This is a genomic window from Metapseudomonas resinovorans, assembly GCF_002003485.1.
Taxonomy (GTDB): Bacteria; Pseudomonadota; Gammaproteobacteria; order Pseudomonadales; family Pseudomonadaceae; genus Metapseudomonas; species Metapseudomonas resinovorans_D.
Genome location: NZ_BDMA01000017.1, coordinates 1 through 25,838 on the forward strand (window position 1 = coordinate 1; position 25,838 = coordinate 25,838).

At 64.8% G+C, this 25,838-nt stretch carries 23 protein-coding genes; 12 read left to right on the forward strand and 11 right to left on the reverse strand.

Annotated features, from left to right (window positions below; genetic code table 11):
• Nucleotides 1–192: 192 nt before the first annotated feature.
• The 3 genes from MnOB_RS04550 to MnOB_RS04560 all read right to left on the reverse strand — a co-directional run bounded on the left by MnOB_RS04550 (nt 193) and on the right by MnOB_RS04560 (nt 3,544).
• Nucleotides 193–645: a hypothetical protein gene (locus MnOB_RS04550; protein WP_199824471.1), complete on the reverse strand. Its 453-nt coding sequence runs from the start codon at nt 643–645 to the stop codon at nt 193–195.
• Nucleotides 646–795: 150 nt separating this feature from the next.
• Complete coding sequence (locus MnOB_RS04555) at nt 796–1,674, reverse strand: SDR family NAD(P)-dependent oxidoreductase (RefSeq protein WP_077522463.1); 879 nt, start codon at nt 1,672–1,674, stop codon at nt 796–798.
• Nucleotides 1,675–1,786: 112 nt separating this feature from the next.
• Entirely contained in the window at nt 1,787–3,544 is a 1,758-nt protein-coding gene (locus MnOB_RS04560) for an FAD-dependent oxidoreductase (RefSeq protein WP_077522465.1), read from the reverse strand.
• Nucleotides 3,545–3,778: 234 nt separating this feature from the next.
• Between MnOB_RS04560 and MnOB_RS04565 the strand changes: the two genes are divergently transcribed.
• The 4 genes from MnOB_RS04565 to surE all read left to right on the forward strand — a co-directional run bounded on the left by MnOB_RS04565 (nt 3,779) and on the right by surE (nt 9,399).
• Nucleotides 3,779–5,416: a DUF1302 domain-containing protein gene (locus MnOB_RS04565; protein WP_077522467.1), complete on the forward strand. Its 1,638-nt coding sequence runs from the start codon at nt 3,779–3,781 to the stop codon at nt 5,414–5,416.
• A 23-nt stretch (nt 5,417–5,439) separates the two neighbouring features.
• The gene (locus MnOB_RS04570) at nt 5,440–6,816 is read left to right on the forward strand and encodes a DUF1329 domain-containing protein (RefSeq protein ID WP_077522468.1); all 1,377 of its coding nucleotides are present in this window, start codon (nt 5,440–5,442) and stop codon (nt 6,814–6,816) included.
• Nucleotides 6,817–6,895: 79 nt separating this feature from the next.
• Nucleotides 6,896–8,272: a DUF1329 domain-containing protein gene (locus MnOB_RS04575; protein WP_077522470.1), complete on the forward strand. Its 1,377-nt coding sequence runs from the start codon at nt 6,896–6,898 to the stop codon at nt 8,270–8,272.
• Between the two features lie 137 nt (nt 8,273–8,409).
• Nucleotides 8,410–9,399 (forward strand): 5'/3'-nucleotidase SurE, encoded by a 990-nt coding sequence (surE, locus tag MnOB_RS04580; RefSeq protein WP_077522472.1) that lies wholly within the window; start codon nt 8,410–8,412, stop codon nt 9,397–9,399.
• Between the two features lie 229 nt (nt 9,400–9,628).
• Here surE and MnOB_RS04585 read toward each other — a convergent pair whose 3' ends face one another.
• The 8 genes from MnOB_RS04585 to MnOB_RS04620 all read right to left on the reverse strand — a co-directional run bounded on the left by MnOB_RS04585 (nt 9,629) and on the right by MnOB_RS04620 (nt 16,651).
• On the reverse strand, nt 9,629–10,399 hold the full coding sequence (locus MnOB_RS04585) for an SDR family NAD(P)-dependent oxidoreductase (protein ID WP_077522474.1): 771 nt from the start codon (nt 10,397–10,399) through the stop codon (nt 9,629–9,631).
• A 159-nt stretch (nt 10,400–10,558) separates the two neighbouring features.
• Entirely contained in the window at nt 10,559–11,770 is a 1,212-nt protein-coding gene (locus MnOB_RS04590) for an NADH:flavin oxidoreductase (RefSeq protein WP_077522476.1), read from the reverse strand.
• Complete coding sequence (gene ribB / locus MnOB_RS04595; RefSeq protein ID WP_077522478.1) at nt 11,767–12,852, reverse strand: 3,4-dihydroxy-2-butanone-4-phosphate synthase; 1,086 nt, start codon at nt 12,850–12,852, stop codon at nt 11,767–11,769. The genes MnOB_RS04590 and ribB overlap by 4 nt, the downstream gene beginning before the upstream one ends.
• An 11-nt stretch (nt 12,853–12,863) precedes the next feature.
• Nucleotides 12,864–13,790, reverse strand: coding sequence for an alpha/beta hydrolase (locus tag MnOB_RS04600; RefSeq protein WP_077522480.1), 927 nt, complete (start codon nt 13,788–13,790; stop codon nt 12,864–12,866).
• Between the two features lie 11 nt (nt 13,791–13,801).
• Entirely contained in the window at nt 13,802–14,617 is an 816-nt protein-coding gene (locus MnOB_RS04605) for an SDR family NAD(P)-dependent oxidoreductase (RefSeq protein WP_077522482.1), read from the reverse strand.
• Nucleotides 14,618–14,702: 85 nt separating this feature from the next.
• Entirely contained in the window at nt 14,703–15,677 is a 975-nt protein-coding gene (locus tag MnOB_RS04610) for an NADP-dependent oxidoreductase (protein ID WP_077522484.1), read from the reverse strand.
• A gap of 13 nt (nt 15,678–15,690) precedes the next feature.
• Nucleotides 15,691–16,329 carry a Dabb family protein gene (locus MnOB_RS04615; RefSeq protein WP_077522486.1) on the reverse strand — a complete coding sequence of 213 codons (639 nt, stop codon included), beginning with the start codon at nt 16,327–16,329 and terminating at the stop codon, nt 15,691–15,693.
• A complete protein-coding gene (locus MnOB_RS04620) occupies nt 16,319–16,651 on the reverse strand; it encodes a hypothetical protein (protein ID WP_077522488.1) in 333 nt (110 codons plus the stop codon). Before MnOB_RS04620 ends, MnOB_RS04615 begins: the two co-directional genes overlap by 11 nt.
• Nucleotides 16,652–16,831: 180 nt before the next feature.
• Between MnOB_RS04620 and MnOB_RS04625 the strand changes: the two genes are divergently transcribed.
• The 8 genes from MnOB_RS04625 to MnOB_RS04655 all read left to right on the forward strand — a co-directional run bounded on the left by MnOB_RS04625 (nt 16,832) and on the right by MnOB_RS04655 (nt 25,790).
• Complete coding sequence (locus MnOB_RS04625; protein WP_077522490.1) at nt 16,832–17,878, forward strand: 3-ketosteroid-9-alpha-monooxygenase, oxygenase component; 1,047 nt, start codon at nt 16,832–16,834, stop codon at nt 17,876–17,878.
• A gap of 108 nt (nt 17,879–17,986) precedes the next feature.
• Nucleotides 17,987–19,117, forward strand: coding sequence for a LuxR C-terminal-related transcriptional regulator (locus MnOB_RS04630; RefSeq protein WP_077522492.1), 1,131 nt, complete (start codon nt 17,987–17,989; stop codon nt 19,115–19,117).
• Between the two features lie 621 nt (nt 19,118–19,738).
• Nucleotides 19,739–20,284, forward strand: a complete 546-nt coding sequence (gene nudE / locus MnOB_RS04635; RefSeq protein ID WP_077522494.1) for an ADP compounds hydrolase NudE — start codon at nt 19,739–19,741, stop codon at nt 20,282–20,284.
• A gap of 81 nt (nt 20,285–20,365) precedes the next feature.
• Nucleotides 20,366–20,539, forward strand: a complete 174-nt coding sequence (locus tag MnOB_RS28760; protein ID WP_158713768.1) for a hypothetical protein — start codon at nt 20,366–20,368, stop codon at nt 20,537–20,539.
• A gap of 202 nt (nt 20,540–20,741) precedes the next feature.
• Nucleotides 20,742–22,157 (forward strand): cytochrome c oxidase accessory protein CcoG, encoded by a 1,416-nt coding sequence (ccoG, locus tag MnOB_RS04640; RefSeq protein WP_077522496.1) that lies wholly within the window; start codon nt 20,742–20,744, stop codon nt 22,155–22,157.
• 81 nt (nt 22,158–22,238) lie between these two features.
• Nucleotides 22,239–23,660 carry a GntR family transcriptional regulator MpaR gene (gene mapR / locus MnOB_RS04645; protein WP_077522728.1) on the forward strand — a complete coding sequence of 474 codons (1,422 nt, stop codon included), beginning with the start codon at nt 22,239–22,241 and terminating at the stop codon, nt 23,658–23,660.
• Nucleotides 23,661–23,963: 303 nt separating this feature from the next.
• Nucleotides 23,964–24,161: a hypothetical protein gene (locus tag MnOB_RS04650; RefSeq protein ID WP_077522498.1), complete on the forward strand. Its 198-nt coding sequence runs from the start codon at nt 23,964–23,966 to the stop codon at nt 24,159–24,161.
• A gap of 156 nt (nt 24,162–24,317) precedes the next feature.
• Nucleotides 24,318–25,790, forward strand: a complete 1,473-nt coding sequence (locus tag MnOB_RS04655; RefSeq protein WP_077522500.1) for an inorganic phosphate transporter — start codon at nt 24,318–24,320, stop codon at nt 25,788–25,790.
• Nucleotides 25,791–25,838 lie beyond the last annotated feature (48 nt).

Here is a 25,838-nt window from a genome sequence, read left to right on the forward strand (position 1 = left end):
GAAATACAAAACGCCCGATGCGGTGCATCGGGCGTTTTGAGGTCTGGAGGTTAGCCTGAAAGGTGTAAACCTATTTCAGGACTAGACACTGAGGATTGGCAGGTTCGTGCGGTTGCCGGGGTCCGCACTAGCGGGTGCTTCCCTAACCCCCGGCTCCTCTCCCCTCTTTGGAGAGAGGACCGCGTCAGACCATCACCCCCGATACTGCGCCACCACCTCGTTCACCGCCCGCTGGATGTCATTGCGCACATACCCTAACAGGGCGGCTTCGGCGGTATCCGGCTCGTAGCTGACGGTATTGCCACCCCCGGTGTAGAGCGCCACGTCTGGCAGCAGTGGATACTCCTGGTCCAGCGACGGCACCTCGGCGTCGTTGCCGACGGCGCGCAGGAAGGTCTCGAAGTATTCGGCGTAGCTGAGGCTCTCGTCCCCCACCAGATAGGCCTTGCCCGGCGCGAACTTGCCCTCGGCGTAACGGGTATAGGCTTCGAACATGTCGACGTTCAGCCCCGCCACCGCACCAACTACGAAGGGCGCATTGACGCTGCACACGCGGAAGTCCGGCGTGGACAGCGCACGTACGCCTTGATCCGACAGATGGCGCGACCGCACGTAGGGAATGCTCTCGATCAGTTCCGGCGCCACCTGGGGATAGCCGCACCGTGGCTTTCCTGGTCAGCGACCATGCCCGCTACCTGACCGGCGCAACCATCCCCCTGGACGGTGGCCAGGCGTACTGGGGCTGATGGATGGAACGAAAAAGGGGCGCTACCAAGCGCCCCTTTTTCCTTTGGCTCAGATCACCCGTGCCGGATGTTGCAGGCGCGGGCTGCCAAGCATCTCGCGGTAGGACGGCGGCTGCCGGCCTTCGGCTTCGCTGATGCCATAACCCTGCGCCAGCTCCGCCGTCACCAGGGTTTGCCCGGAGAGGCTGGAAAGCTGCGGGTCGTTCAGCAAGGCATGGATCACCCGGCCGTTGAACTCCGGGGTTTCCGCCACGGCCAGGAAGGCTTCGTACTGGTCAGCGCGTTCGGCCCCGGCAATGGCGGTGCGCTCTGTGCGTTGCGGCCCGAGCCATAGCGACACCGCACCCACGCCCGTGCCTTCCAGGTCCACCGCCATGTCCGCAGCGAACTTGTCCACACCCGCCTTCTGCGCGCCATAGGCCGGACCGTGCATGTAGCAGCCGGCGCCGTAGGACGAGACGAAGGCGATCAGACCGTGGCCGTTCTTCACCAGCAAGGGCGCCGCATGGTAGCTGGCGATGTAGGCCGAGCGCAGACCGACGTCGAGGATGTCCACCAGCTCCAGCGGCTTTTCCCAGAACGGACCGGGGTCGATCAGGTTTTCGTGGAGAAACGCGGCATTGTTCACCAGCAGATCGAGACGGCCTTGCTCCCGTTCGATACGGGCGAAAAGTTCACGCACTTGCTCGTCGTCCCGATGGTCGCAGGGCACGGCTATGCCCTGGCCGCCGGCACGGGTCACCGCTTCGGCGGTTTCCGCCAGACTGCCGGGCAGCAACTGGCCACGCAGGCGGCTAGCGCTTTCGGTACTGGAACGGCCGCTGAGGTAGACGGTCATGCCGGCGGCGCCGAGGGCAATGGCAATGCCCTTGCCGACGCCACGGCTGGCGCCGGTGACCAGGGCGATTTGAGGTTTGCTTGCGGTCATGGGTTTCTCCCGGATGGGTAGGGTGCGCCATGCGCACCAAAAGCCCCGCACGAATGTTTTCGGTGCGCACGGCGCACCCTACGGGGCGTAGTTGGCTTCACTCTTCCCGGACTCAGGAGGACAGGCCTTCGGCCTGTTTCGCGAATGAATTCGCTCCCACAGGTTCAGTGTCGGCGCTATGGATATGGCTGGCTGCCAGGAAGCCGAACACCATGGCCGGGCCGATGGTGGAGCCGGCGCCGGGATAGGTGCGGCCCATCATCGAAGCGGCGGTGTTGCCGATGGCATAGAGCCCGGCGATGGGGCTGCCATCTTCCCGCAGCACTCGGGCGTGCACATCGGTGAGCAGGCCGCCCTTGGTGCCGATGTCGCCGGCGTCCACCTTCACGGCGTAGTAAGGCGCCTGCAGCAGCGGTGCGAGGCAGGGGTTCGGCTGCGCGGTGGGGTCGCCGTAATAGCGATCGAACAGCGATTCGCCCTTGTGGAAATCTTCATCCCGGCCCGCTTCGGCCATGGGGTTGAAGCGTTCGACGGTGCGCAACAGCCCGGTCGGATCGACGCCGATCTGGCCGGCCAGTTCCACCAGGCTGTCGGCCTTGTGGAAGTAACCCTGCAAGTGCTTCGGCAGCCGGCTGTCGGGCATCGCGTAACCCGGTAACAGCGCACCGCAGGGGTACTTGCGGCGGAACTCGGCATCGAACACCAGCCAGCACGGCACACTGCGTGCGCCTTCGCTGTCGTGCTGGTACATCGCGTAGACGATGTCGGTGTAGGGGGCCGCCTCGTTGACGAAACGCTGGCCGGCGGAATCGACCATGATGCAGCCCGGCAAGGTGCGTTCGACAAACAGCGCGCGCTGTTTTTCCTCGCCCTCAACAAAGGTGGTCGGTGCCCACCAGCTGTGGTCCATCAACGCGGTAGCCGCGCCCAGGTCCTGGCCGGCGCGAATGGCGTCGCCGGTGTTATAGGGCGGCGTGGCGCTCCAGGTGCTGCGGGACGGCTGCGGATGATACTGGCCGCGCATGTCCTGGTTGCGCTCGAAACCACCAGCGCCGAGCACCACCCCACGGCGGGCACGGATCAGCAGGCGTCGGCCATCACGAGTCACTTCGGCGCCCAGCACCCGGCCGTCCTCCTCGATCAGGCGTTCGAGCCGGCAGTTGAGCCACAGCGGCACCTCGCGGTCCAGCAGGGAGCGGCGCAAGGCGGCGATAAGGGCGTTGCCGAGGGTCAGGAAGCGGTCGCGCTTCGAGCGCAGGCGCCCCGGCAGGTCGCGCCAGTAACGCCAAAGAATCTTCAGGGTCAGGCCGAACCAGCCGGGACCACGGCACAGCAGCACCTGCGCCTCCTTCATGGTCATGGTCATGCGGCCCATCATCAGGGTGCCGGGAGAAGGCTCACGCATGCGGGCGAACTCGTCCCCCAGCAGGCGGGCATCGAACGGCAGCGGGTCCATGGAGCGGTAGCCGGGCTTACCGCCGGGCACTTCCGGGTAGTAGTCGGAGTAGCGCGGCTGGGCTTCGAAACGCACACGTGAATTGGCCTCGAGATAACGCACCACCTGGTGCCCCTGCTCCACGTAGGCCTCGATACGACCGTCATCGATCTCGCCATGGGTCACGGCACGGATGTAGGCGATAGCTTCCTCCGCCGAATCCTCGCCGCCGAGGGCTTCGATGCGGTGGTTGCAGGGTATCCAGATACCGCCACCGGACACCGCCGAGGTACCGCCATAGCGGTCGCTTTTTTCCACCACCAGCACCGTCGAACCGAGGTCTCGAGCCCGGAGCGCAGCGGTCATGGCGCCGGCTCCCGACCCCACCACCAGTACGTCGTAACTCTCGTCCCACTTCAGGCTGTTCGCGCTCATCGGGTTACTCCCTTGTTGTTCTGTATGCGCAATCCAGCCGGATTCTCGACAGCCCTCCTCGCAGCAACATCGTCCGTTGGGACTAGCGGCAAGCACCTGATGCCGGGCCATTCCGCTTAGTCTTTTTGGACGATGTTGCGCCCTCTCGGTGACCACATAGTCAGCCCCGCCACACTCAACTCAATCTTGGGCCTGGCGGAACGAGCTGTGCCCAGACACGCCGAGAGCGACATCATGATAAGAACAAGAAAGGGGCATCCCCTTGCGCCGCTTCACTCCGCGATCCGCTTCGCCTGCTTGGGGCTGGCCCTCGGTCATGCCGGACAGAGCCATGCCCTGGCCTTCCAGCCTAACGAAGACCTGAAGATTTCCTGGGACACGACCCTCACCTACGCCCTCGCCTGGCGTACCGAGTCCCGCGATCACGCGTTGTCCAACGGCTTCCCTAACCCGGCCATCGCCAACATCGATGACGGCAACAACGCCTTCGACAAGGGCAGCCTGATCAACAACCGCGCCAGCTTCCTCACCGAGGCGAACTTCAACTGGCGTCAGGACTTCGGCCTGTTCATGCGTGCCAGCGGCTTCTACGACGACGTCTACAACCGCAGCAACGACAACGGTACCGGCACCTCCAACTGCCTCGCCGGCGGTGGCTGCTCCAAGGCCAACCACTTCCCCCACGACACCATCGACCAGCACGGCAAAGACGTGCGCATGCTCGATTCCTACGTCTACGGTGCCTGGGACATGGGCGGTCACGACCTCAACCTGCGCCTCGGCGACCAGGTTGTGAGCTGGGGTGAAAGCCTGTTCATCAGCAACGGCATCTCCTCTGCCATGAGCCCCGCCGACGGCACCAAGGCCAACACGCCGGGTGTCGAGATCAAGGAAATCTTCCTGCCGGTCGGCCAGCTCTTCGGCCAGATAAGCGTCACCGACAACCTCGGCCTGCAGGCTTACTACCAGTACGACTGGGACAAGACCGAAATCGACGGCGTCGGCAGCTACTTCTCGGTCACCGACCAGATGGACAAGGGCGGCTTCACCGACGCCTTCGGCCTGACCCGCCGGATCGACGACGAAAAGCCCAGCGACAGCGGCCAGTACGGCGTGGCCATGACCTACGTGGCCGAGTCGCTGAACAACACCGAGTTCGGCCTCTATTACATCCGCTTCCACGACAAGGCGCCGACCCTGGACTTCCTCACCAACTGGAACTCCGCCCAGTACCAGGTGCGCTACTTCGACAACATCGACCTCTACGGTGCGAGCTTCTCCACCGTGCTTGGCGAAACCAACGTCAGCGGTGAAGTGAGCTATCGCGATGGCCAGCCGGTGCTGGTGGATACCGGCCTGACACCCCACGCGGTGCGCGCCGAGACCCTGCAGGCGCAGGTGTCCTTCATCCATTCCTTCGGTGACCAGCCCTTTGCCGACAACACCACCCTGACTGGCGAGGTTGGCTACAACGAGGTGCTCAACAACGACCGCGCGCCCAGTTTCAACGTCTTCGTCCCGGACGGTTTCGGCGGTGCGGTGCCCATCACCACCAACAACACCGACGAGCTCTACAACGACAAGAGGGCATGGGGTTACACCCTCAACCTGTCGCTGGATTACCTGAACATCTTCGAAGGCTGGGACCTGACCATTCCGCTGATCTACAGCCAGTCCCTCGGTGGCGACTCCTCCATGGCCGGCAGCTTCGGGATGGGTGAAGGCGACGACCGCCTCGGCATCGGCACCACCTGGCGCTACCTCAACAACTTCGCCATCGAGGCCCGCTACAACGCCTTCCTCGGCGACGCCGGCGACACCCCGCTGGCCGACCGCGACAACTTCGGCCTCAGCGCCAAGTACAGCTTCTGATCCACCGCAGCAGGAGAGACGAGATGCAAGCGCACAACAAGAAACCGCTCCTCATCGCCCTCTTCGCCGCCAGCCTGGCCAGCACTCCTGTGCTGGCCAAGGTCAGCCCCGAAGAAGCCGCCCGACTTGGCAAGGACCTGACGCCCATGGGCGCCGAGATGGCCGGCAATGCCGATGGCAGCATTCCCGCATGGAGCGGCAAGTGGGTGGGCGTGCCAGCCCATGTGAAATTCGACGGTACCGGCAAAAAGCGCCCCGATCCCTATGCGGGCGAAAAACCGCTGTTCACCATCACCGCGGCCAACGTGGAGCAATACAAGGACAAGCTGTCCGACGGACAACTGGCCCTCTTCAAACGTTACCCGGACACCTACCGGATCGTGGTCTACCCCACCCACCGCGACTTCCGCTTCTCACCCGTGGTGGAAGCCAACATCAAGCAGAACGCGCTCAGCGCCGAACTGGTCAACGACGGCAACGGCGTGGCCAACGCCTTCGGCGGTTCGCCCTTCCCCATCCCGAAGAACGGCTACGAGCTGATGTGGAACCAGAACCTTCCGGCGCGAGCCTGGAAGGAAGAAGCCACCTACAACATGTCCCTGGTGCTGGCCAACAACAGCCGTGTGAACGAGAAGGTCGGCTACCAGATCCTCTCGCTCTGGGATGACCCCAGGGGCTCCGTCCAGGGCTTCGACGGCACCCAGGCGTGCGCGATGATCAGCACCCAGGAACCGGCTCGCAAGAAAGGCGAGATCATCCTCAGCTGCGACTTCACCGATCCGCTGGCCAAGCCGCGCCAGGCCTGGCAGTACCTGCCTGGCAACCGCCGCGTGCGTCGCGCGCCCACCATCGGCTACGACACGCCGTACGGTGCCGGCGGCTTCCGCGTGATGGACGAGGACCGCCTGTTCAACGGCGCCCCGGACCGTTATGACTGGAAGCTGGTGGGCAAGAAGGAGATGTACATCCCCTACAACAACTACGCCCTGGACGATCCGGACCTGCCCGCCAGTGAACTCACCAGCGCCACCGGCCACATCAACCCCGACTACGTGCGCTTCGAGCTGCACCGCGTCTGGGTGCTGGAAGCCACCCTCAAGCCGGGCAAGCGCCATGTCTACGGCAAGCGCGTGTTCTATCTCGACGAAGACAGCTGGGCCGCCGCGCTGGGCGACAACTACGACGGCAAGGGCCAGCTCTGGCGCACCAACACCCAGACCTCGGTGTACGCCTATGAGATCCAGGCCTTCCATGCCCGAGTGGCGGTGTACCAGGACCTGATCGCCGGTTCCTACCTGGTCGACCGCCTGGTCAACGGTCTGACCCCGGCAAAGCTGAACGACGCGGCCTTCGACGCCAGCTACTTCACCGCCGCCAACCTGCGCAAGCTCGGCAAATAAGCCGAGCGCCTCCCTGGCACCCTGCCGCGCAAGACGGCGGGGCCAGGGCTTCCCCGCAACCCTCACGGAAGCCATGCACATGTTCATGAGAAACCCTGCGCCTCTGTTGGGCGCCTTGCTCGTTGCCGGCATCGCCAGTACCCCCGCCCTGGCCAAGGTCAGCCCCGAAGAAGCCGCTCGTCTGGGCCAGGAACTGACCCCCACCGGAGCCGAGAAAGCCGGCAACGCCGACGGCAGTATTCCGGCCTGGAGCGGCAAGTGGCGCGGCGCCCCATCCCAGGTGCAATTTGGCGGCAGCGGCAACAAGCACCCCGATCCCTACGCGGGCGAACAACCGCTGTTCACCATCACCGCCGCGAACATGGCGCAGTATGCAGACCAGCTCTCCGACGGACAGAAGGCACTGTTCCAGCGCTATCCAAAGAGCTTCACGATGCCCGTCTACCCGAGCCACCGGGACTTCCGCTATGCCCAGTGGGTCGAGGACGCGATCAAGCAGAACGCCCTGAACGCCGAGCTGGTCAACGATGGCAACGGCGTGACCAGCGCCTATGGCGGCGCGCCCTTCCCCATTCCGCAGAACGGCTACGAGCTGATGTGGAACCACAACCTCCACACCGTGGCCTGGAAGGAAGACGCCACCTACAAGATGGCCCTGACCCTGGCCAACGGTAATCGCCAGTTCGAGTTGGTGAACTACAAGATCCTCTCGCCGTGGACTGATCCCGAGGGCAACGCCGGCGCCTTCAACGGCATCCAGGCGCACTTCATGATCACCACCATGGAACCCACCCGGAAACGGGGCGAGATCTTCCTCGGCAACGAGTTCACCGACCCGCTGGCCCAGCCGCGCCAGAGCTGGCAATACCTGCCCGGCAACCGTCGCGTGCGCCGTGCGCCCACTGTCGCCTACGACACCCCGTACGGCGCCGGCGGTTTCCGCGTGATGGACGAGGACCGCCTGTTCAACGGTGCCCCCGACCGCTACGACTGGAAACTGGTGGGCAAGAAAGAGCTGTACATCCCCTACAACAACTACCGGCTCGACGACCCGACGGTGAAGCTCGACCAGCTGCTGTCCACCAACGGTCACATCAATCCGGAATACATGCGCTACGAGAAGCACCGCGTCTGGGTGCTGGAAGCCACCCTCAAACCCGGCAAACGCCACGTCTACGGCAAGCGCGTGATGTACCTGGACGAAGACACCTGGGCTGCCGCCCTGGCCGACAACTACGACGGCAAGGGCCAACTCTGGCGCACCAACATGCAAGCCTCGATCTACGCCTATGAGCTGCAGGGCTTCCATGCCCGCGTCGCGGTCTATCACGACCTGATCGCCGGCTCCTACCTGGCCGACCGCCTGATCAACGACCAGGACGCGCCGAAGCTCAACGCCAGCGACTTCGACGCCAGTAACTTCACCGTCGCGAGCCTGCGCAAGCAGGGTCGCTGATCCCGGGCATGTCGGGAGGCGATTCCGCAATGGAGTCGCCACCCGGCAGCAGTTGCAACAGCACCCTCGAAAGCCTGTAACAAATCGACCCTAGGGTCAGCTTTTTCCAAACAGCCCCACCTCACGAGGAAACAACAATGAAAACGCTGTTGAGCGCCGGCATCTGCCTGGCCGCCCTTGGCCTGTCCGCGCAGGCCAGTGCCCTGAACATCCTCCTGACCAACGACGACGGCTGCCGCGCCCCCGGTATCGACGCCGTCTACCAGGCGCTGGTCGCCGCCGGCCACCAGGTGACCCTGGTCGGGCCGCAGAACGACAGCAGCGGCATCGGCGCCGCCAGCGTCGTGGTGCCCGGCCAAGCCGTCGCCATTACCCAGCTCGCCCAGGACAAGTACTGCGTCGGCGCCCCGGCGGGCTATACGCCGCCGGCTGGCAAGACCTCGGCCATCGGTACTCCGGTGGACGCGGTGAACGTGGGCCTCGACCTGCTGCTCAAGGACAATCGCCCGGACCTGGTGGTCTCCGGCACCAACTTCGGCGACAACGTCGGCCCGCTGACGCAGATGTCCGGCACCGTCAACGCAGCCGTCCGCGCCATGTTCAAGGGCGTGCCGGCAGTGGCCGTGTCCACCGCCATCGACCTGCAACTGATCGCCCAGAACCCGCAGGCCGGCTACCAGAAAACCCTCAACGCCATGGACGACACCGCGCGCTTCGCCGTTCGCGTGATCAACCGCGCGGCCGCCATCGGGGCCGAGGCGAAACGCATCTGCGACAAGAGCCGTGGCAAGGCCAAGCCTTACTGCGAGACCAACGTGATCGGCCTGCCGGGCAACACCGGTCTGAACATCAACTACCCGGCGCTGGAGTCGGGCGAAGTGACCGGCGTGACCTTCGCGCCGATCAGCGACTGGGGCAACGTGGTCTTCCAGCCGCAGCAGGGCGCTGACGGCGTGGTACGCGTGAACCTCGTCCCTCCGCCCGCCCCCACCGCCGAGCAGAAGCAGGGTGACTCCTACCAGCTGTCCCTCGGCAAGGCGGTGATCACCCCCATCGACGGCAACTACACCGCCTCGCCGCTGGTCCAGGCGCAGGCGAAGCTGATGCTGGGTGGAGTGAAGCCTTGAGGCTTGGTTGAGGAAAGAAGAAGCCCCGCTGATGCGGGGCTTTTTCATTTGCGGGATCGGCTTCTACGCTACGTCGAATCACCGGTGCGCGCGGCGCACCCTACGACTGCCTCCGACGCTCGATTCCGCCAACGGTAGGGTGTGCCATGCGCACCAACTAGAGCGCGTAGGGTGGATGTCGCTCTTCACATCCACCAGCGGAGTTCGGGTGAACCCCACGCCTTATGCGTCAGACCCCGTAGCCCCCATCCACCGCCAGTATTTGCCCGGTGGTGTAACCGGCGCGATTAGAAGCGAGGAAAGCCACCGCTTCGGCCACTTCCTCCGCCATGCCCCAGCGCTTGATGCAGAGCTTGCCCTGCACCGCGTCCTTCCACTGCTCGTCGAAGGTGCCGTCGGCCCAGAGGCGGTGGAAGATCCCGGCGTCGATCACGCCGATGGCCACGCTGTTGGCGCGGATGCCATGGCGGCCCTCTTCCTTGGCGATCCCCTGGATCAGCGATTCGATGGCCGCCTTGGGTGCCACGGACAACACGTCGCCCTCGGGCCAGCGGAACAGCCCGGCGGAGCTGATATGCACGATCGAGCCGCCACCCTGCTCGCGCATATGCGGCAACAGGCACAGCACCAGGTTGAGGAATCCATTGAGGTCGGCGTCGATCACCCGCTTCCACTGCGCAAGGTCGAGATCGCCGATGCGCGGCTGGCTGATGTCCGAACCGGAGGCGATCACCAGGGTATGAATGCGCCGGCCAGCGGTGAGCTGCTGCAACGTCGCGGCAACGCCCCCTTCATCGCCCAGGGTCAGTTGCACCGCCTCGGCACAACGACCGCGTTCCATCACCGCACCCACCACGGACTGCGCACGTTCGGCATTGCGGTGATAGGTGAGTACGACATCGCTGCCAGCTTCGGCCAGGCGCTCGCAGATCACCTGGCCCATGCCACCACTGCCGCCCACTACCAGGGCGACGCCGTCGGGGAATGCTTCACGAGTCATGGGGGTTCCTTGTTGGTTCGGAGATCGATTGGAGGCGGAACTCTTGTAGGGGCGAATTCATTCGCCAAGGGATGCGAAGCGTCCCCCGGGAACTACCAGGCCGATCCTGCGGACCGGTTGGCGAATGAATTCGCCCCTACAGGAATGTCGAGCGTCGAATCAGGCAAACACCGACGGCTGGTTGAGCACGCAACGAATCCCACCCGGCAACCCCATGCTGGCCACGCACTGGTTGCAGTGGGTGCAGGCGCTGCGCCAGGTCGAGCCTTCGTGCTGCAGGCGTTGCGGAAGGTGCGGGTCATTGAGCAGGGCGCGGCCGAGCGCGAGGAAATCGAAGCCTTCCTCCGCTGCCTTCACCATGCCTTCGCCGCTGGCCACGCCGCCGAGGTACACCAGCGGCATGCTCACGGCACGCCGCATCTGCCGGGCGAGTTCGAGGAAGTACAGCTCCTCGAATGGCAGGCTGGGGAAGCTGGCGCCACCGAACCATTTCATGGCGGTGCGCTGCAACGGGTTCTTCTCCAACGGCACCATCTGCGCCAGCGGGCTGTCGCCGCGGAAGAGGAACATCGGCGTGCGGCTGACCAGCCCGCCGCTCATGACGATGGCGTCCAGCCCCGCCTCTTCCAACAAGCGCGCGGCCTCGCAGGCTTCTTCGATCTGCAGGCCACCGGCAAAGCCATCGCTGAGATTGAGCTTGGCCAGAATGGGGAAATCGCGCCCCACCGCTCCACGCACGGCTGCCAGCACCTGCAGCGGCAGGCGCATGCGGTTCTCCAGTGCGCCGCCGTAGGAATCGCGGCGCTTGTTCAGGGCCGGCGAAATGAACTGGCTGAGCAGGTAGCCGTGCCCCATGTGAATTTCGATGGCATCGAAGCCCGCATCGCGGACCAGGCTGGCCGCTGCTGCGTACTCAGCAACGGTGCGACCGATGTCGGCGATGCCCATGGCACCGCCGAAGGGAATGCCGGAGAACAGGCCGTACTGGTTGATGCAGGCACTCGGGCCGCGAGGACGTGGAATGTTCAGCGGGCGGTTGCGGCTGAAGTAGCCGCAGTGGGCCAGCTGGGCGGAAATGGCGCCACCCTCGGCGTGCACGGCCGCCGTCAGGCGTTGCAGCTGCGGGAAGATGCCGGCGTGCATCCACATTTGGTCGGGGAAGGTCAGGCCGTCGGGCGAGACGCCACAATAGGCCACGGTGGTCAGGCCGACGCCGCCGCGAGCCATGCTCGCGTGATGGTTGATCAGGTCGTCGCCGGGAATTCCGCCGGGGCACATGCCCTCGAAGGTGGCCGTCTTGATCAGCCGATTGCGCAGCTGAAGTCCGGCCAGTCGAGCCGGTTGCAGCAAACTGTCGAGGTGCTGGTTCATGCCTGCTCCCGATCGAAGGGGACAAATTCGGCGACTTCCAGCTCGAAGCCGGACACCGCCTTGAAGTTCACCGGGAAGCTCAGCAGGCGCATCTTGCGAACGCCCACGTCCCGCAGGATCTGCGCACCAATCCCCAGCGTGCGCTGCGGAAAGCTCGGCGGTCGGGGCTTGTGCTCACCCTGCTGGAGTTGTTCGATCAGCGCGGCCGGCGTTTCCTGATGGGCCAGCAGGACCACGACGCCAGCACCCTCCTCCGCCACCTTTGCCAGTGAGCGGTCGAGGTTCCACTGCCCGGGGTGGCTGTCGAGCAGGTCCCGCAGGGTTTCCGCCGCCTGCACCCGTACCAGCGCTGGCCGGTCGCGGCGGACTTCGCCACGTACCAGGGCCAGGTGCAGTTGTCCCTCGTAGTCGTCCAGGTAAGTGATGACGCGGAACTCGCCGTGACGGGTCTGGATCGGATATTCGCCCGAACGACGAATGGTGCCTTCATGGAGAATGCGGTAGTGGATCAGGTCGGCCACGCTGCCCAGCGGCAGGCCGTGCCGTTGCGCGAAGTCGCGCAGGGCCTGGCCGCGCGCAGGTTCGCCGTCTTCGTCGAGAATGCTCACCAGCACGGCGGCGGGCATGAGACCGGCGAGACGCGCCAGGTCACACGCGGCCTCGACATGCCCGGCACGCTGCATCACGCCACCCGGCTGGGCACGCAGGGGGAAGATGTGGCCGGGCTGCACCAGGTCGATCGCGCTGCTCGCCGGGTCCACCGCGACCGCTACCGTGCGTGCGCGGTCGGCCGCGGAGATGCCGGTGGAAACCCCGGTGCGCGCCTCGATGGACAGGGTGAACCCCATGCCGTGACGGGCCCGCGAGTTGGGCACCATGAGTTCCAGGCCGAGGGCATTGCAACGTTCCTCGGTGAGCGCCAGGCAAATCAGCCCGCGTGCTTCGCGGGCCATGAAGTTGATGGCGGCGGCATCGGCCCGGCCGGCGGCGATCACCAGCGAGCCTTCGCCTTCGTCTTCGTCGGTCACCACCAGCATCGCGCCGCTGGCCATGGCCTCGATCAGTTGCTGCGGGCTGTCCATGGGCACTCCTTTCAGTTCAATGCGCGGCGCAGGTCGGCACAGGCGGATTCGAGCGCTGCCTGGGCCCGACTGACGAACGCGGACATGCTGATGAATCCGTGGATCATGCCTTCGCAACGCTCCAGACGGACCTGCACCCCAGCCTTTTGCAGGCGCTGGGCAAAGGCTTCGCCTTCATCGCGCAAGGGGTCGTATTCGGCGCTGATCAGGGTGGTGGGCGGCAGACCGGCCAGGTCCTCGGCGCGCACGGGGGATGCCAGGGCGTCGTCGACCAGTTCGGTGCGCGGCAGGTATTGGCTCCAGAACCAGCGCATCTGTTCGCGGGTGAGGAAGTAGCCCTCGGCAAAGGCTTGATGGGATGCGCTGTCGCAACGGGCATCGGTGGCCGGATAGAACAGGCACTGCCAGGCTATGCGCGGGCCCTTGCGAATGTGTGCCAGTCGGCTCACGGCAATGGCGAGGTTGCCCCCGGCACTGTCTCCGGCCAGGGCCAGGCGGCTGGCGTCGAAGCCCAGTTCACGAGCCCGTTCCACCAGGTCGCAGGTGGCGCGGTAGCAGTCGTGGGGAGCCGCGGGGAAGCGGCTTTCCGGCGCCAGGCGGTAGGCCACCGACACCACCACGGCGCTGCACAGCCGCGCGAGGGATCGGCAGAGGTTGTCGTGAGTCTCGAGGTTGCCGATGACGAAGCCACCGCCGTGGAAGAACACCAGCAGCGGCAGGTCGTTGCGATCCTCCGGGCGGTAGAGGCGCGCATCCAGCGCGCCGTCCGCGCCGGCGAGCTTGAGGTTACGCACCTCGAACAGGCGCTCACCGGGAATCGGCGGCATCAGGTTGTCGCAGAACTGCCGGTACTGCACGGGGTCGAGCTGGCTGTAGTCCGGTTGCGGCATGCCGCTGAATTGCTGGAGCACGGCGGCGATCTGGGGATCGAGGGACATGGTGGCGGTCCTTAGGCTTCGGCCATCTGGAAGACCGGGTTGGTCTCGTCGAGGATGCTGGTGAGGCGCCGTTCCAGCGCCGGTTTGAAATTCTTGTGGGGCAGCAGCCAGAAGCGTCCGGCCTCGATGCCGGCGAAGACTTCGCGAGCAAGGTCACGCGGGTCCATGCCTTGGCGAATGCTGCTGTCGAGGAGCGCGTCGAGCTGGCCGGTGGCAGCCCCAGCGACCCGGTTGGACGTCATGATGTCGCTGGCCACGGGTCCCGGGCAGAGCACCGCCACACCGACCTGGGACTGCAACACGGCCAGTTCGTAGTGGAGGGTTTCCGACAGCGCCACCACCGCCTGCTTGCTGACGGTGTAGGGACCGAGCATGGGGCTGCAGACCAGTCCGGCCAGGGACGCGGTGTTGACCACCTGTGCCGGGCGTTGCTGGGCGAGCAACAGCGGGACGAAGCTGCGGATGCCGTTGATCACGCCACCCAGGTTGATATCCAGCAGGCGCTGCCAGCGGCTGGCCTCGATCTCCCAACTGAAGCCGGTCTGCATGATGCCGGCATTGTTGAACAGCAGGTCGACGCCGCCGAAGCGTTCGACGGCGAGATCGCGCAAGGCATCCACCTGGGCCGCTTCGCCCACGTCGGCTACGCGGCTGACCACTTCGACACCCTGCTCCTGAAGCTGCGCGGTAAGGGCCGCCAGGCGCTGCGGGTCCACATCGCTCAGCACCAGACGCAGACCACGTGCGCCCCCTTCTTCCGCCAGGCCGCGACCTATGCCGCCGGCCGCACCGGTGATCACCGCCACCTGGCCCTGTTCGATTTGCATGGCTGACGCCCCTTGCTCTTGTTGTCGGAGCCAGTAGAGCCGCTTCGGCTGGCCAATCCATCGTCCGAGCGGACGAGGGCGTGACTTACTCGGCGACCTGCAGGACCTGCTTGCGCCGCACGCGGCCCTGCTGGAGGCGTTCGTGGGCACTGGCCACCTCGGCCAGCGGCAGCAGGTCGAGGGCTGGTGGGCGCACTCGGCCAGCGGCCAGCAGGCTGGCGATGCGTCCCAGCATTTCGCCGCTGGGCATGCGGCTGTAGGCCACTGCCGTGCGCAATCCACGCCGAGCCGCTTCGGCATGGTCGGGACCGGCATCGCCCGGTGCCAAGGTAAGGATGGCGACGAGAGCACCACCGGGGCGCAGCAGGTCGAGACCGTTCGGCAGACTGCCGCCCCCGATGCAGTCGAGCACCAGGTCCACACCTTCCGGCGCCCATTGCCCAAGTGCCTTGTGGATATCTTCGGATCGATAGTCGATGGCGAGCTCGGCACCCAGTACGCATGCCTGGCTGGCGTTGGCGGCGCTGCACGTGGTCGCGATCCGCGCCCCGGCACAGCGGGCGAACTGGATGGCGAAGCCGCCTACCGCGCTGCCGCCACCATGAATCAGGACGGTCTGGCCAGGACGCAGCGCGCCCTCTTCGAGCAGGCCGGTCCAGGCCGCCAGTGCCGGGGTCGGCACGGCCGCAGCAGCAGCGAAATTGAGGTTGTCCGGCATGGGTACCAGGGAATCGCGGGATACGCAGGCGTACTCGGCGTAGGCCCCCCATTTGCCGGCGCCGACATCGCTCTGGGCGAAGACCCGGCTACCGAGAGTCAGGTCGGCCACGCCCTCACCCAGTTCAGCGACGGTGCCAGCGAGGTCGAAGCCGAGAATGAAAGGGAAGCGATAGTCGAGGAAGCCGCCCAGGTAACCCTCGCGACACTTCCAGTCCGCCGGGTTGACCCCGGCGCAGACCACCCGCACCAGCACCTCACCGGGGCCGGGTCGGGGGCGTTCGACTTCCGTCAGTTGCAGTACCTCGGCTCCACCAAGGCGTTCGATGACCACTGCGCGCATGCGAGTCTCCGAGTCAGTTGTCTGGATAAGCGGCGGCCCTGCCAAGCAGGCTCGCCTGGAAGGGACAGAAAGCATGGGCGATGGCGTCCACCGCCCAGTCCGGGCAATCCGGGTCAAACCAGCGGTCCACCCAGGCCCAGTGATAGGGATGGCTGAGGTACTCCCCCAGCAGATCGTCGACCCGGGCGAATTCCTGTTGCCAGACATGGGTCCAGGGGCCCGGGGACGACACCCGCGCCAGTTGCCAGTTTCGAATGCCGGGCATGTACGCAGGCATGCGCAGCAGGTCCTGCTCCAGCGCGTCGCGTTGTTGCAGGGTTGCCTGCAGACGGACTCGCAGCAGCAGCGTGCGCCAGATGCCGCCCGTCATGGCCGGGGCCCTGAGCCCGCCGCCGATCCGCTGGTAGGCAACGCGCTGGGCGCCGGCAAGGCCGGGAATACGGCTGAGGATGTCGTCAAGGGAAGTGGGAGCCGAGTCGGCGAACAGCAGGTCGAGGGTGCAATCGGCGGCGCCCCAGCTACCGGGCAGGTTCGCGCCAAAGCCCAGATGCAGCAGGCCGGGCAATGCCTGGAGGCACTCGCGCAGGTGGTACTCGACGGCGGCCGGATCAGCGCCCTGGGCCAGCGTCAATTGCAGGGTCTCACTCCACATGGGGCGCCTCCAGGGAATTCCCGGCCGGGCCGAGTACGTGGCGACGACGCCCATCGCAGTCAGCCTCCACCAGGTCCCAGAAGGCCCGGACCTCGTCGCCCGCCGTGCTGCGCATGGCGTAGTAGGCCCAGACATCGGCCACCTGCCAGAGCAGCCAGAGCGTGTTGCTCTGCCCCGGCACCGCGACCGGTGGCGAGACCCAGCGCTGTTCCAGGGTCAGGCCGCGTGCCGCACAGGCCGGCAGGTAGAGACGTTCAAGCGCCTCCAGCACCGGCGCGAGCCGCGCAGGGGCCAGCGGTATTTCATCGAGTATGTGGATCACCCTCGGGCACTCCTGGTCGTGGCTTCCGCCCGCAGTAAAACCGCGACGCCGACCAGGGCCATCGTCCGATCAGACGATGCCGGGAAATGCTGGCTCCGCAGAATCCGTTCAGTGCATCCGCTGCGCCGGTCTGCCTGAGCCGCAAGCAGCCCTCGAGAACCCCGATGGGAGAACAAGAACATGAGTACCCTGCACCGAATCGAAGCCAAGCAACTGGAACCCCGCTTCGCGCGAGGCTGGCATTGCCTGGGACTGGCCGCGCAGTACCGCGACGGCAAGGCGCACCGCCTGGATGTGTTCGGCACCCGCCTGGTGGCCTTCGCCGGGGAAGACGGTCAGATCCGCATCCTTGACGGTTTCTGCCCGCACATGGGCGCGGACCTGAGCCAGGGCTGCGTCGAAGGCGACGCAATCCGCTGTCCCTTCCACGAATGGCGCTGGCGCGCCGACGGCGTGTGCGATGACATTCCCTACGCCAAGCGCATCCCCCCACGGGCGAAGATCAAATCCTGGCCGGTGTCGGAGCAGAACAATCTGCTGTTCGTCTGGAACGATCCGGAAGGCAATGGGCCGATCGAGGAGCAAGCGATCCCGCGCATCGACGCCTCCTTCAGCGATGAGTGGGCCGACTGGGAAGTGGCGGAACTGAAGATCGACACCAACTGCCGCGAGTTGATCGACAACATCTCCGACATGGCTCACTTCGACGCCGTGCACGGCACCGACCTCAACCACTTCAGCAACACCTTCGAGCGCCACATGGCGGTGCAGGTGATGCGCGGCTGCAGCGCGCGCCTGTCCGGCGACAGTGTGCTGACCACGGTGGCGACCTACTACGGCCCGGCCTACCAGATCACCGAAATGACCGGGGCCATGGACGGTGTGCCGATCCATTCGATCCTGCTCAACTGCCACGTCCCCATCGACCTGAACAGCTTCACCCTGCGCTACGGCGTACTGGTGAAGAAGGTGCCCGGCCTGACCGACGAGCAGAACCGCGAAATGGCCAAGGCCTATGTGCAGCAGGCCCAGAACGCCTTCTATGAAGACGTGGCCATCTGGCACAGCAAGACCCGTGTGGACAACCCGCTGCTGTGCGATGGCGACGGCCCGGTCTACCAGTTGCGCAAGTGGTACGACCAGTTCTACACCGACATCGCCGAGCTGCCCGCAAGCCTCGCCGAGCCACGCTCCTTCGTTGTACTGGACATCACCGAGACCGCCTGAGTCCGTTAGGGATCGATCGTTTCCCGATCAGTGGGAGACGATCAGCCTTGATGAACGGTCCCTATAGTCTGTAAGAAGCTCCCTACAAAAATAAAATGCGGTTCAGATATGGCACACAATCTCACGCTCGATGAGTTCAGCGGGATGCTCGGCAACCTCTATCAGGGACCGCTGGAAGACATTCCCTGGGCAACCTTTCTCAATCAGTTGAACCAGTACCTGCAGAGCAAGTACGTCACGTTCATCCTGCGGCCGCCGAGCGAGCATGCCGAGGGCCTGATGGTCAACACCACGGGCAGTTCGTCGGAAGTCACGGCGTCCTACAACAAGCATTTCTTCGCCCTGGACCCCTTCGTCGACCTGCCCAACCGACAAGTGGTGACCAACAGCGAGTTCCTTTCCCGCACGGATTGGGAAGAGTCGGAGTTCTTCAAGAGTTTCCTGGAGCCGGTGGGGGTATTCCATATCCTCGGCGCGGATATCCGCACCAGCGACGGCGCGCAATGCCGCATCCGCGTTAGCCGGGGCCGCGAGGACGCGGAGTTCACCGAAGACGACAAGGCGCTGGTGGCGCAGTTCATCCCGCACCTGGAACGCTCGATCAAGATCCACATGCAGCTCAACCGCATCGAGACCGAGCGCAACCTGTACGCCGGCGCGGTGGACCAGCTCGCCGTGGGCACCATCATCCTCGACGAGGACGGCAAGGTGCTGCAGACCAACCGCGTGGCCGAACGCCTGCTGCATGACAAGGACGGCCTCAAGCTGGTCAACGATGGCTTGCAGGTGGGCAACCCACGGGATACCCAGGAGTTTCGCCGCCTGGTGAAGCAGGCCCTGCAATCGCAGAAGAACAACCTGCCCTCGGTGGTGGAGGCCCTGCGCGTGCAACGGCCGTCCGGCAAGGCGGACCTCGGCATCATCGTGCGCTCGGTGCCGCTGTCGGCCTGGAACGAAGGCAAACAGTGCCCGTCGGTGGTGATCTTCATCAGCGACCCGGAGCAGGAATCCAGCGCGCCCCAGGAAATCGTCAAGGCGCTGTTCGACCTGACGCCCGCCGAAGCCCAGCTGGCCATGCTGCTGGCCAACGGCCTGACCCTGGACGAGGCGTCCGACGCCCTGGGGATCAGCCGCAACACTGCACGGGCGCACTTGCGCTCCACCTTCTCCAAGACCGGCGTGACCCGCCAGACCATGCTGGTGCGCTTGATCCTGCGCAGCGTGGCGACGCTGGGCTAAGCGGTCTGTCCGACGTCCTTCCGCAGGAGCGAGCTTGATCGCGAACACCCCTCGCGCGCGGCCGTTCGCCAGCAAGCTGGCTCCTACAGCGTCACCCGCAGCCCCTGCTCTCACCGCTGACAGGCGTAGGGTGGATGTCGCCTTTTACATCCACCAGCGGAGTCCAGATCAGCCGCGAACGGTGGGTCGATGAAGCGTGACCCACCCTACAAAAGCCCCGACTCAGCCCATGGCGTAGGGTGGATGTCGCCTTCTACATCCACCAGCGGAGTCCGGATCAGCCGCGAACGGTGGGTCGATGAAGCGTGACCCACCCTACAAAAGCCCCGACTCAGCCCATGGCGTAGGGTGGATGTCGCTTTTTACATCCACCAGCGGAGTCCGGATCAGCCGCGAACGGTGGGTCGGTGAAGCGTGACCCACCCTACAAAAGCCCCGACTCAGCCCATGGCGTAGGGTGGATGTCGCCTTCTACATCCACCAGCGGAGTCCGGGTGAACCACCCGGTGGGGCGCGACCCAGCCTCTGAATACCCTCCACGGCGCTCCTTTAGTCCATCCAGACGATGCCCTCGCCGCCGATGCGCGCGACCCTCTTGCGGAACCGCCACGGGAGCCCGCCATGCGCAGCCTGCCCACCATCCTCAAGACCGAACTGCGCGCCAGGAGCGACTGGTTCCAGATCGAAGCCCTGCACCTGGAATTCGCCAACGGCCAGCAGCGGGTTTACGAGCGTCTGCGGGGCTCCGGCTATGAATCGGTGCTCGTCGTGGCGCTGGCCGATCCACAGCACGTGCTGCTGGTGCGTGAGTACGCCGTCGGCGTGGAGCAGCGCGTGCTGGGCCTGCCCAAGGGCGGGGTCGAACCCGGGGAAACCACGCTGCAGGCGGCCAATCGCGAACTGATGGAGGAAGTCGGCCTGCGCGCCGGGTACCTCCGTGAACTGGGCGTGCTGACCCTGGCACCCGGACACCTGTGCCATAGCTGCCGCGTGGTGCTGGCCGAAGACCTGCAGCCTTGCGCTGCCATGGGTGACGAGCCGGAACCCCTGGAGGTCATGCAGGTTCCCCTGTCACAACTGCCGACCCTGGTGGCGTCGGGCGAGTTGCAGGAAGCACGCGCCATTGCCGCACTGTTCATGGCACTCAGCAGGTCGCCCCGAATCTAGTCCATTCGGACGAGGCGGCTTGTCGCAGCAGTTCCTAGTCTTGCTTCACAACAAGATGTCCCTCCATGCAGAGGAATGACCATGACAACAAGAAGAAAGCTGTGCCTCGCCGTCGTCATCTGCGCCTTCGGTGCTGCCTACGCTGCCGTGTTGACGCGCCCCCTGCCGCAGCCGCTGGCCGCGACCCAGTACTGTCCTCCCGCCTACCCCACCTGCATCATGCCGGTTGCCACCATAGGGTCGATGTTGCGCTGATCACTGTACTGCGGCACCCCGCGACCGGATGCCGCACAGCTGCCATGGATTAAACTGCTAGGTGCCCACGCCACGCGTGTTGCGGCTTGGCGCCCCATCACGGCTCATCTGATATGGTTTTTACCGGCTGATCTGAATCTGTTTTGCCGATCAGTGCATTCCTATAGTCCGTCTCGCCGTAACAGCCTGATGGGCACTGATCATGAGCGAGAGAATTCCAGCGCAGGTAATAGAGGTCACCCCCAGCCTGCCGCCGATTGCAAGCAAACCCCTTTCCGCCTCCAACGGACCTGTCCACACCCGTAGCTTCACCGGTTTCTATCGTGACCTGCGCCGCGTCGGCGCGGGTCTGCTGTGCCTGTTGTTCTTCGGCACGCTCTGGCTCGACTGGGGCGGTCGCCAAGCGGTGCTGTGGAGCCTGGAAGACAGCAAGTTCTATATCTTCGGCGCCACGTTCTGGCCCCAGGACTTCATCCTGTTGTCGGGGCTGCTGATCATCTGCGCCTTCGGCCTGTTCTTCATCACGGTGTTCGCCGGCCGCGTCTGGTGCGGCTACACCTGCCCGCAGAGCGTCTGGACCTGGATGTTCATGTGGTGCGAGCAGGTCACCGAAGGCGACCGCAACCAGCGCATGAAGCTCGCCGCCGCCTCCTGGAGCGCAAGCAAGTTGCTGCGCCGCTCCGCCAAGCACGGCCTATGGCTCGCCATCAGCCTGGCAACCGCCATCACCTTCGTCGGTTACTTCACGCCAGTGCGCGATCTGGTGGCAAACCTGGCCACCTGGGAAGTCGGCGGCACCGCGCTGTTCTGGGTGATCTTCTTCACCTTCGCCACCTATATAAATGCAGGCTGGATGCGCGAGCAGGTGTGCATCCACATGTGCCCCTACGCCCGCTTCCAGAGCGTGATGTTCGACAAGGACACGCTGATCGTTTCCTACGACGCCACCCGCGGCGAATCCCGTGGCCCGCGCAAGAAAGGTAGCGACCCGAAGGCCCAGGGCCTGGGGGACTGCATCGATTGCCAGATGTGCGTGCAGGTCTGCCCCACCGGCATCGACATTCGCGACGGCCTGCAGATCGCCTGTATCGGCTGCGCCGCCTGCATCGACGCCTGCGACTCGATCATGGATCGCATGGGTTATGCCCGCGGGCTGGTGGGCTACAGCTCGGAGCGTGCGCTGGAAGGTGGCAAGACCCACCTGCTGCGGCCACGACTGATTGGCTATGCCATTGCCCTGGTGCTGATGATCGTCGCCCTCTTCTGGCTGGGAGCCACTCGCCCGCAGCTGTCGGTGGACGTGATCAAGGACCGTGGCATGTTCCGCGAGAACGCCGCCGGCGAGATCGAGAACATCTACAACCTCAAGCTGATCAACAAGACCCAGCGGGAACAGCGCTACGTGGTGGAGCTGGAAGATGTCCCCGGCTTCCGCCTGCAGGGCGAGCACGAGGTCAGCATCGGCGCCGGCGAGATTCTTTCCCTGCCGGTTTCCGTGGCGCACACCGACGACAGCGGCCCGGCCGGTTCCCGCCCGCTGCGCTTCGTGGTGCGGAGCCTGGACGACCCGACGACCGAGGCCAGCGCCAACAGTACCTTCGTCAGCCCGAGGCGCTGACGCATGGCCCGGGATCATGGCGGCGCACGCGCCGAGCGCTTAGAGTTGGGCACCGCATTGCCGCTGCCCAACCAGGAAAAGATGAAGCGCTACGAGAAATTCGCCGACGAAATCGCCGAACTGATCCGCACCGGGGTGCTGGCCCCAGGGCAGAAGGTGCCTTCGGTGCGCCACGCCAGCCGCACCTACGGCGTGAGCGCTTCCACCGTGTTCCAGGCCTACTACCTGCTGGAGAGCCGCGGGCTGATCATGGCCCGTGCGCGCTCGGGCTACTTCGTCTGCGAGCATGTGCGCCGGCCGCTGCCGGAACCCCAGCCCGGACCGAGGGAAGCCGCGACCACCGAGGTGGACGTCAGCGAACTGGTGTTCTCGGTGCTCAGCTCCATCAAGGACCCGGACACCGTGCCTTTCGGCTCGGCTTTCCCCAGCCCGGAACTGTTCCCCCTGCCGCGCCTGGCCCGCTCCATGGCCCATGCGGTGCGGGAGATGGACCCGCGCTCGACGGTGGCCGACATGACGCCGGGCAACCATGCCCTGCGCCGGCAGATCGCCCTGCGCTACATGGTCGGTGGCCTGCCGCTGCCCATCGAGGAACTGGTGATCTGCAACGGCGCGCTGGAGGCGCTGAACCTCTGCCTGCAGGTGGTGGCCCGTCCCGGTGACCTCGTCGCCATCGAAGCGCCGGCCTTCTATGCCAGCCTCCAGGTACTCGAGCGGCTGAAACTGAAAGCAGTGGAAATCCCCGTGCACCCGCGCGATGGCATCGACCTGCAAGTACTGGAAGACAGCCTGGAGCGGCTACCGATCAAGGCCTGCTGGTTCATGAGCAACTTCCAGAATCCGCTGGGCGCCAGCCTTTCCGAAGACAAGAAACGCCAACTGGCGGCGATGCTGGCCAAGCACCAGGTGCCGATGATCGAGGACGACGTCTACGCCGAGCTGTACTTCGGCCAGCATGCACCCAAACCGGTCAAGGCCTTCGACACCGAAGGCCTGGTGATGCATTGCAGCTCCTTCTCCAAGAGCCTGGCGCCCGGCTACCGGGTGGGCTGGGTTTCAGGTGGACGCTTCGCTGGGCAGATCGAGCGGCTGAAGCTGATGACCAGCATCTCCGCATCGGTGCCGGCCCAAGCCGCGATCGCCGACTACCTGCAACATGGCGGCTATGACCGCCACCTGCGCAAATTGCGCTACGCCCTGGAAAGCCAGCGCAATGCGATGCTCGCAGCAGTGGCACGGCACTTCCCCGAAGAGACCCGCGTCAGCCGCCCGGAAGGGGGCTACTTCCTCTGGCTCGAATTCCCCGAGCAGGTGGACTCGCTACGCCTGTTCCAACTCGCCCTGGCCCAGGGCATCAGCATCGCGCCGGGGCCGATTTTTTCGGCAACACGGCGTTTCGGCCATTGCGCTCGCCTCAACTATGGCCATCCCTGGAGCAACTCCAGTGAACAGGCAATGGAAACTCTCGGCAGGATAATCCGGTCTCTCCTGGGTAACTCCTGATACTGCAAGTGCAGCTATCCGTCACATGAATGGGAAGCTCCAACAATGGAGCTTTCCCATTTGCTTGTTATACTCGGGACTGTTCCATATGGGCTCTTACAGAAATCAACATCTAATCCCGGAATATTCGCAGGGACTTTCCGTAGTACGCGGTTAAGTCCCCAGTAGTTGCGAGTAACGAACATTGTCCTACAAGAAGGTCGCATCGACGGCCTCTACCGGGTGACCGACGCCAAGGAGGCTGAAGCCTCTAGATCACTCGCTGCAGCTGAAGACCATTAATCAGAGAGATGGATTAACCACGTGACGAAAGACGAACTGCGCGCCGAACTCGAGCGCCAGGCGCAACGTTACAAGGATGTATACGGTGGCGAAGTAACCACCTACGCTGCGCAAAGGGACCCCGAGCGCAAGCCCTGGCGTAAGAAACCCAGCCTGCTCGACAAGAGCTTTGAAAGAGAGCTGGAAAAGATCGAGAAAGAGTTGCGAGAGGAACCCTGACAGATTGTCGCACCCCGCCCGCCGGGAGAATCGCTCGTATTGATTTGCGACAACTTCAGTAGGGAACCTCGGAAGCCGCTCGGCGTCAGGGACTGGGCGACGACCGGTTTTCTGGCATAATCGCGGCCCCTTCATGACCTCAGTCACAAAACCTTCATGTTCGATCTCTTCAGCGGGCTAGATGCCTGGCTGGTGCTGAGCCTCTGTCTCGCCCTGGCATTCGTCCTGACCTTCGAGTTCATCAACGGTTTCCATGACACCGCCAACGCGGTGGCCACAGTCATCTACACCAAGGCCATGTCGCCCTACCGGGCGGTGTTCCTTTCGGGAGTCTTCAACTTCCTCGGTGTGTTGCTGGGCGGCGTCGGCGTGGCCTATGCCATCGTCCACCTGCTGCCCGTGGAACTGCTGATCAATGTCAACACCGGCCATGGCCTGGCCATGGTGTTCAGCCTGCTCACCGCGGCCATCGCCTGGAACCTGGGCACCTGGTACTTCGGTATTCCGGCTTCCAGCTCCCACACCCTGATCGGTTCGATCCTCGGTGTCGGCCTGGCCAACGCCGTCCTGACCGACGTTCCTCTCGCCGAAGGCGTGAACTGGGGCAAGGCCATCGATATCGGCCTGTCGCTGATCTTCTCGCCGGCAGCCGGTTTCCTGGTCGCTGCCCTGGTGCTGCTCAGCCTGAAGTGGCTGTATCCGCTGTCGAAGATGCACAAGACGCCGGAAACCCGTAAGGAACTGGACGAGAAGAAGCACCCGCCCTTCTGGAACCGCCTGGTGCTGGTGCTTTCCGCCATGGCCGTGAGCTTCGTGCACGGTTCCAACGACGGCCAGAAAGGCATCGGCCTGATCATGCTGGTGCTGATCGGTATCGTGCCGGCCAAGTTCGTGCTGGACCTGAACAGCACCACTTACCAGATCGAGCGTACCCGCGACGCGGCGACCCACCTGAGCCAGTTCTACCAGCGTCATACCGACACCCTCGGCGAGATGCTGGCGCTAGGCAAGAGCAATGGCAGCGAGATGCCGCAGCTTTATCGCTGCGATCCCAAGCAGACCGAGCCGACCATCGCCGCCCTGCTCAACAGCCTCAACGGCGTGGCCAACTACCGTGACCTGAGTGACGAAACCCGCGTGGAAGTCCGCCGCTACCTGCTCTGCCTGGACGACACCGCGAAGAAGGTAGGCAAGCTCTCCGAACTGCCGGCCCGCGAAAAGGCCGACCTGGAGAAGCTGCGCAAGGACCTCACCGCCACCACCGAATATGCGCCGTTCTGGGTGATCCTGGCCGTGGCTCTGGCCCTTGGCATCGGCACCATGGTGGGTTGGAAGCGCGTGGTGCGGACCGTCGGCGAGAAGATCGGCAAGCACGGCATGACCTACGCACAGGGTATGAGCGCGCAGATCACCGCGGCCTGCGCCATTGGTCTCGCCAACGTCTACAGCCTGCCGGTGTCCACCACACACGTGCTGTCTTCCGGCGTCGCCGGCACCATGGTCGCCAACAAGAGCGGCCTGCAAGGTGGCACCGTGCGCAACATCCTGATGGCCTGGGTGCTCACCCTGCCGACCACGATCGTGTTGTCCGCCGCCCTCTTCTGGCTGGCCATCACCTTCATCGTCTGATTCGGACGAGCATGAAAAAGGGCGCCTTGTGGCGCCCTTTTTCATTTC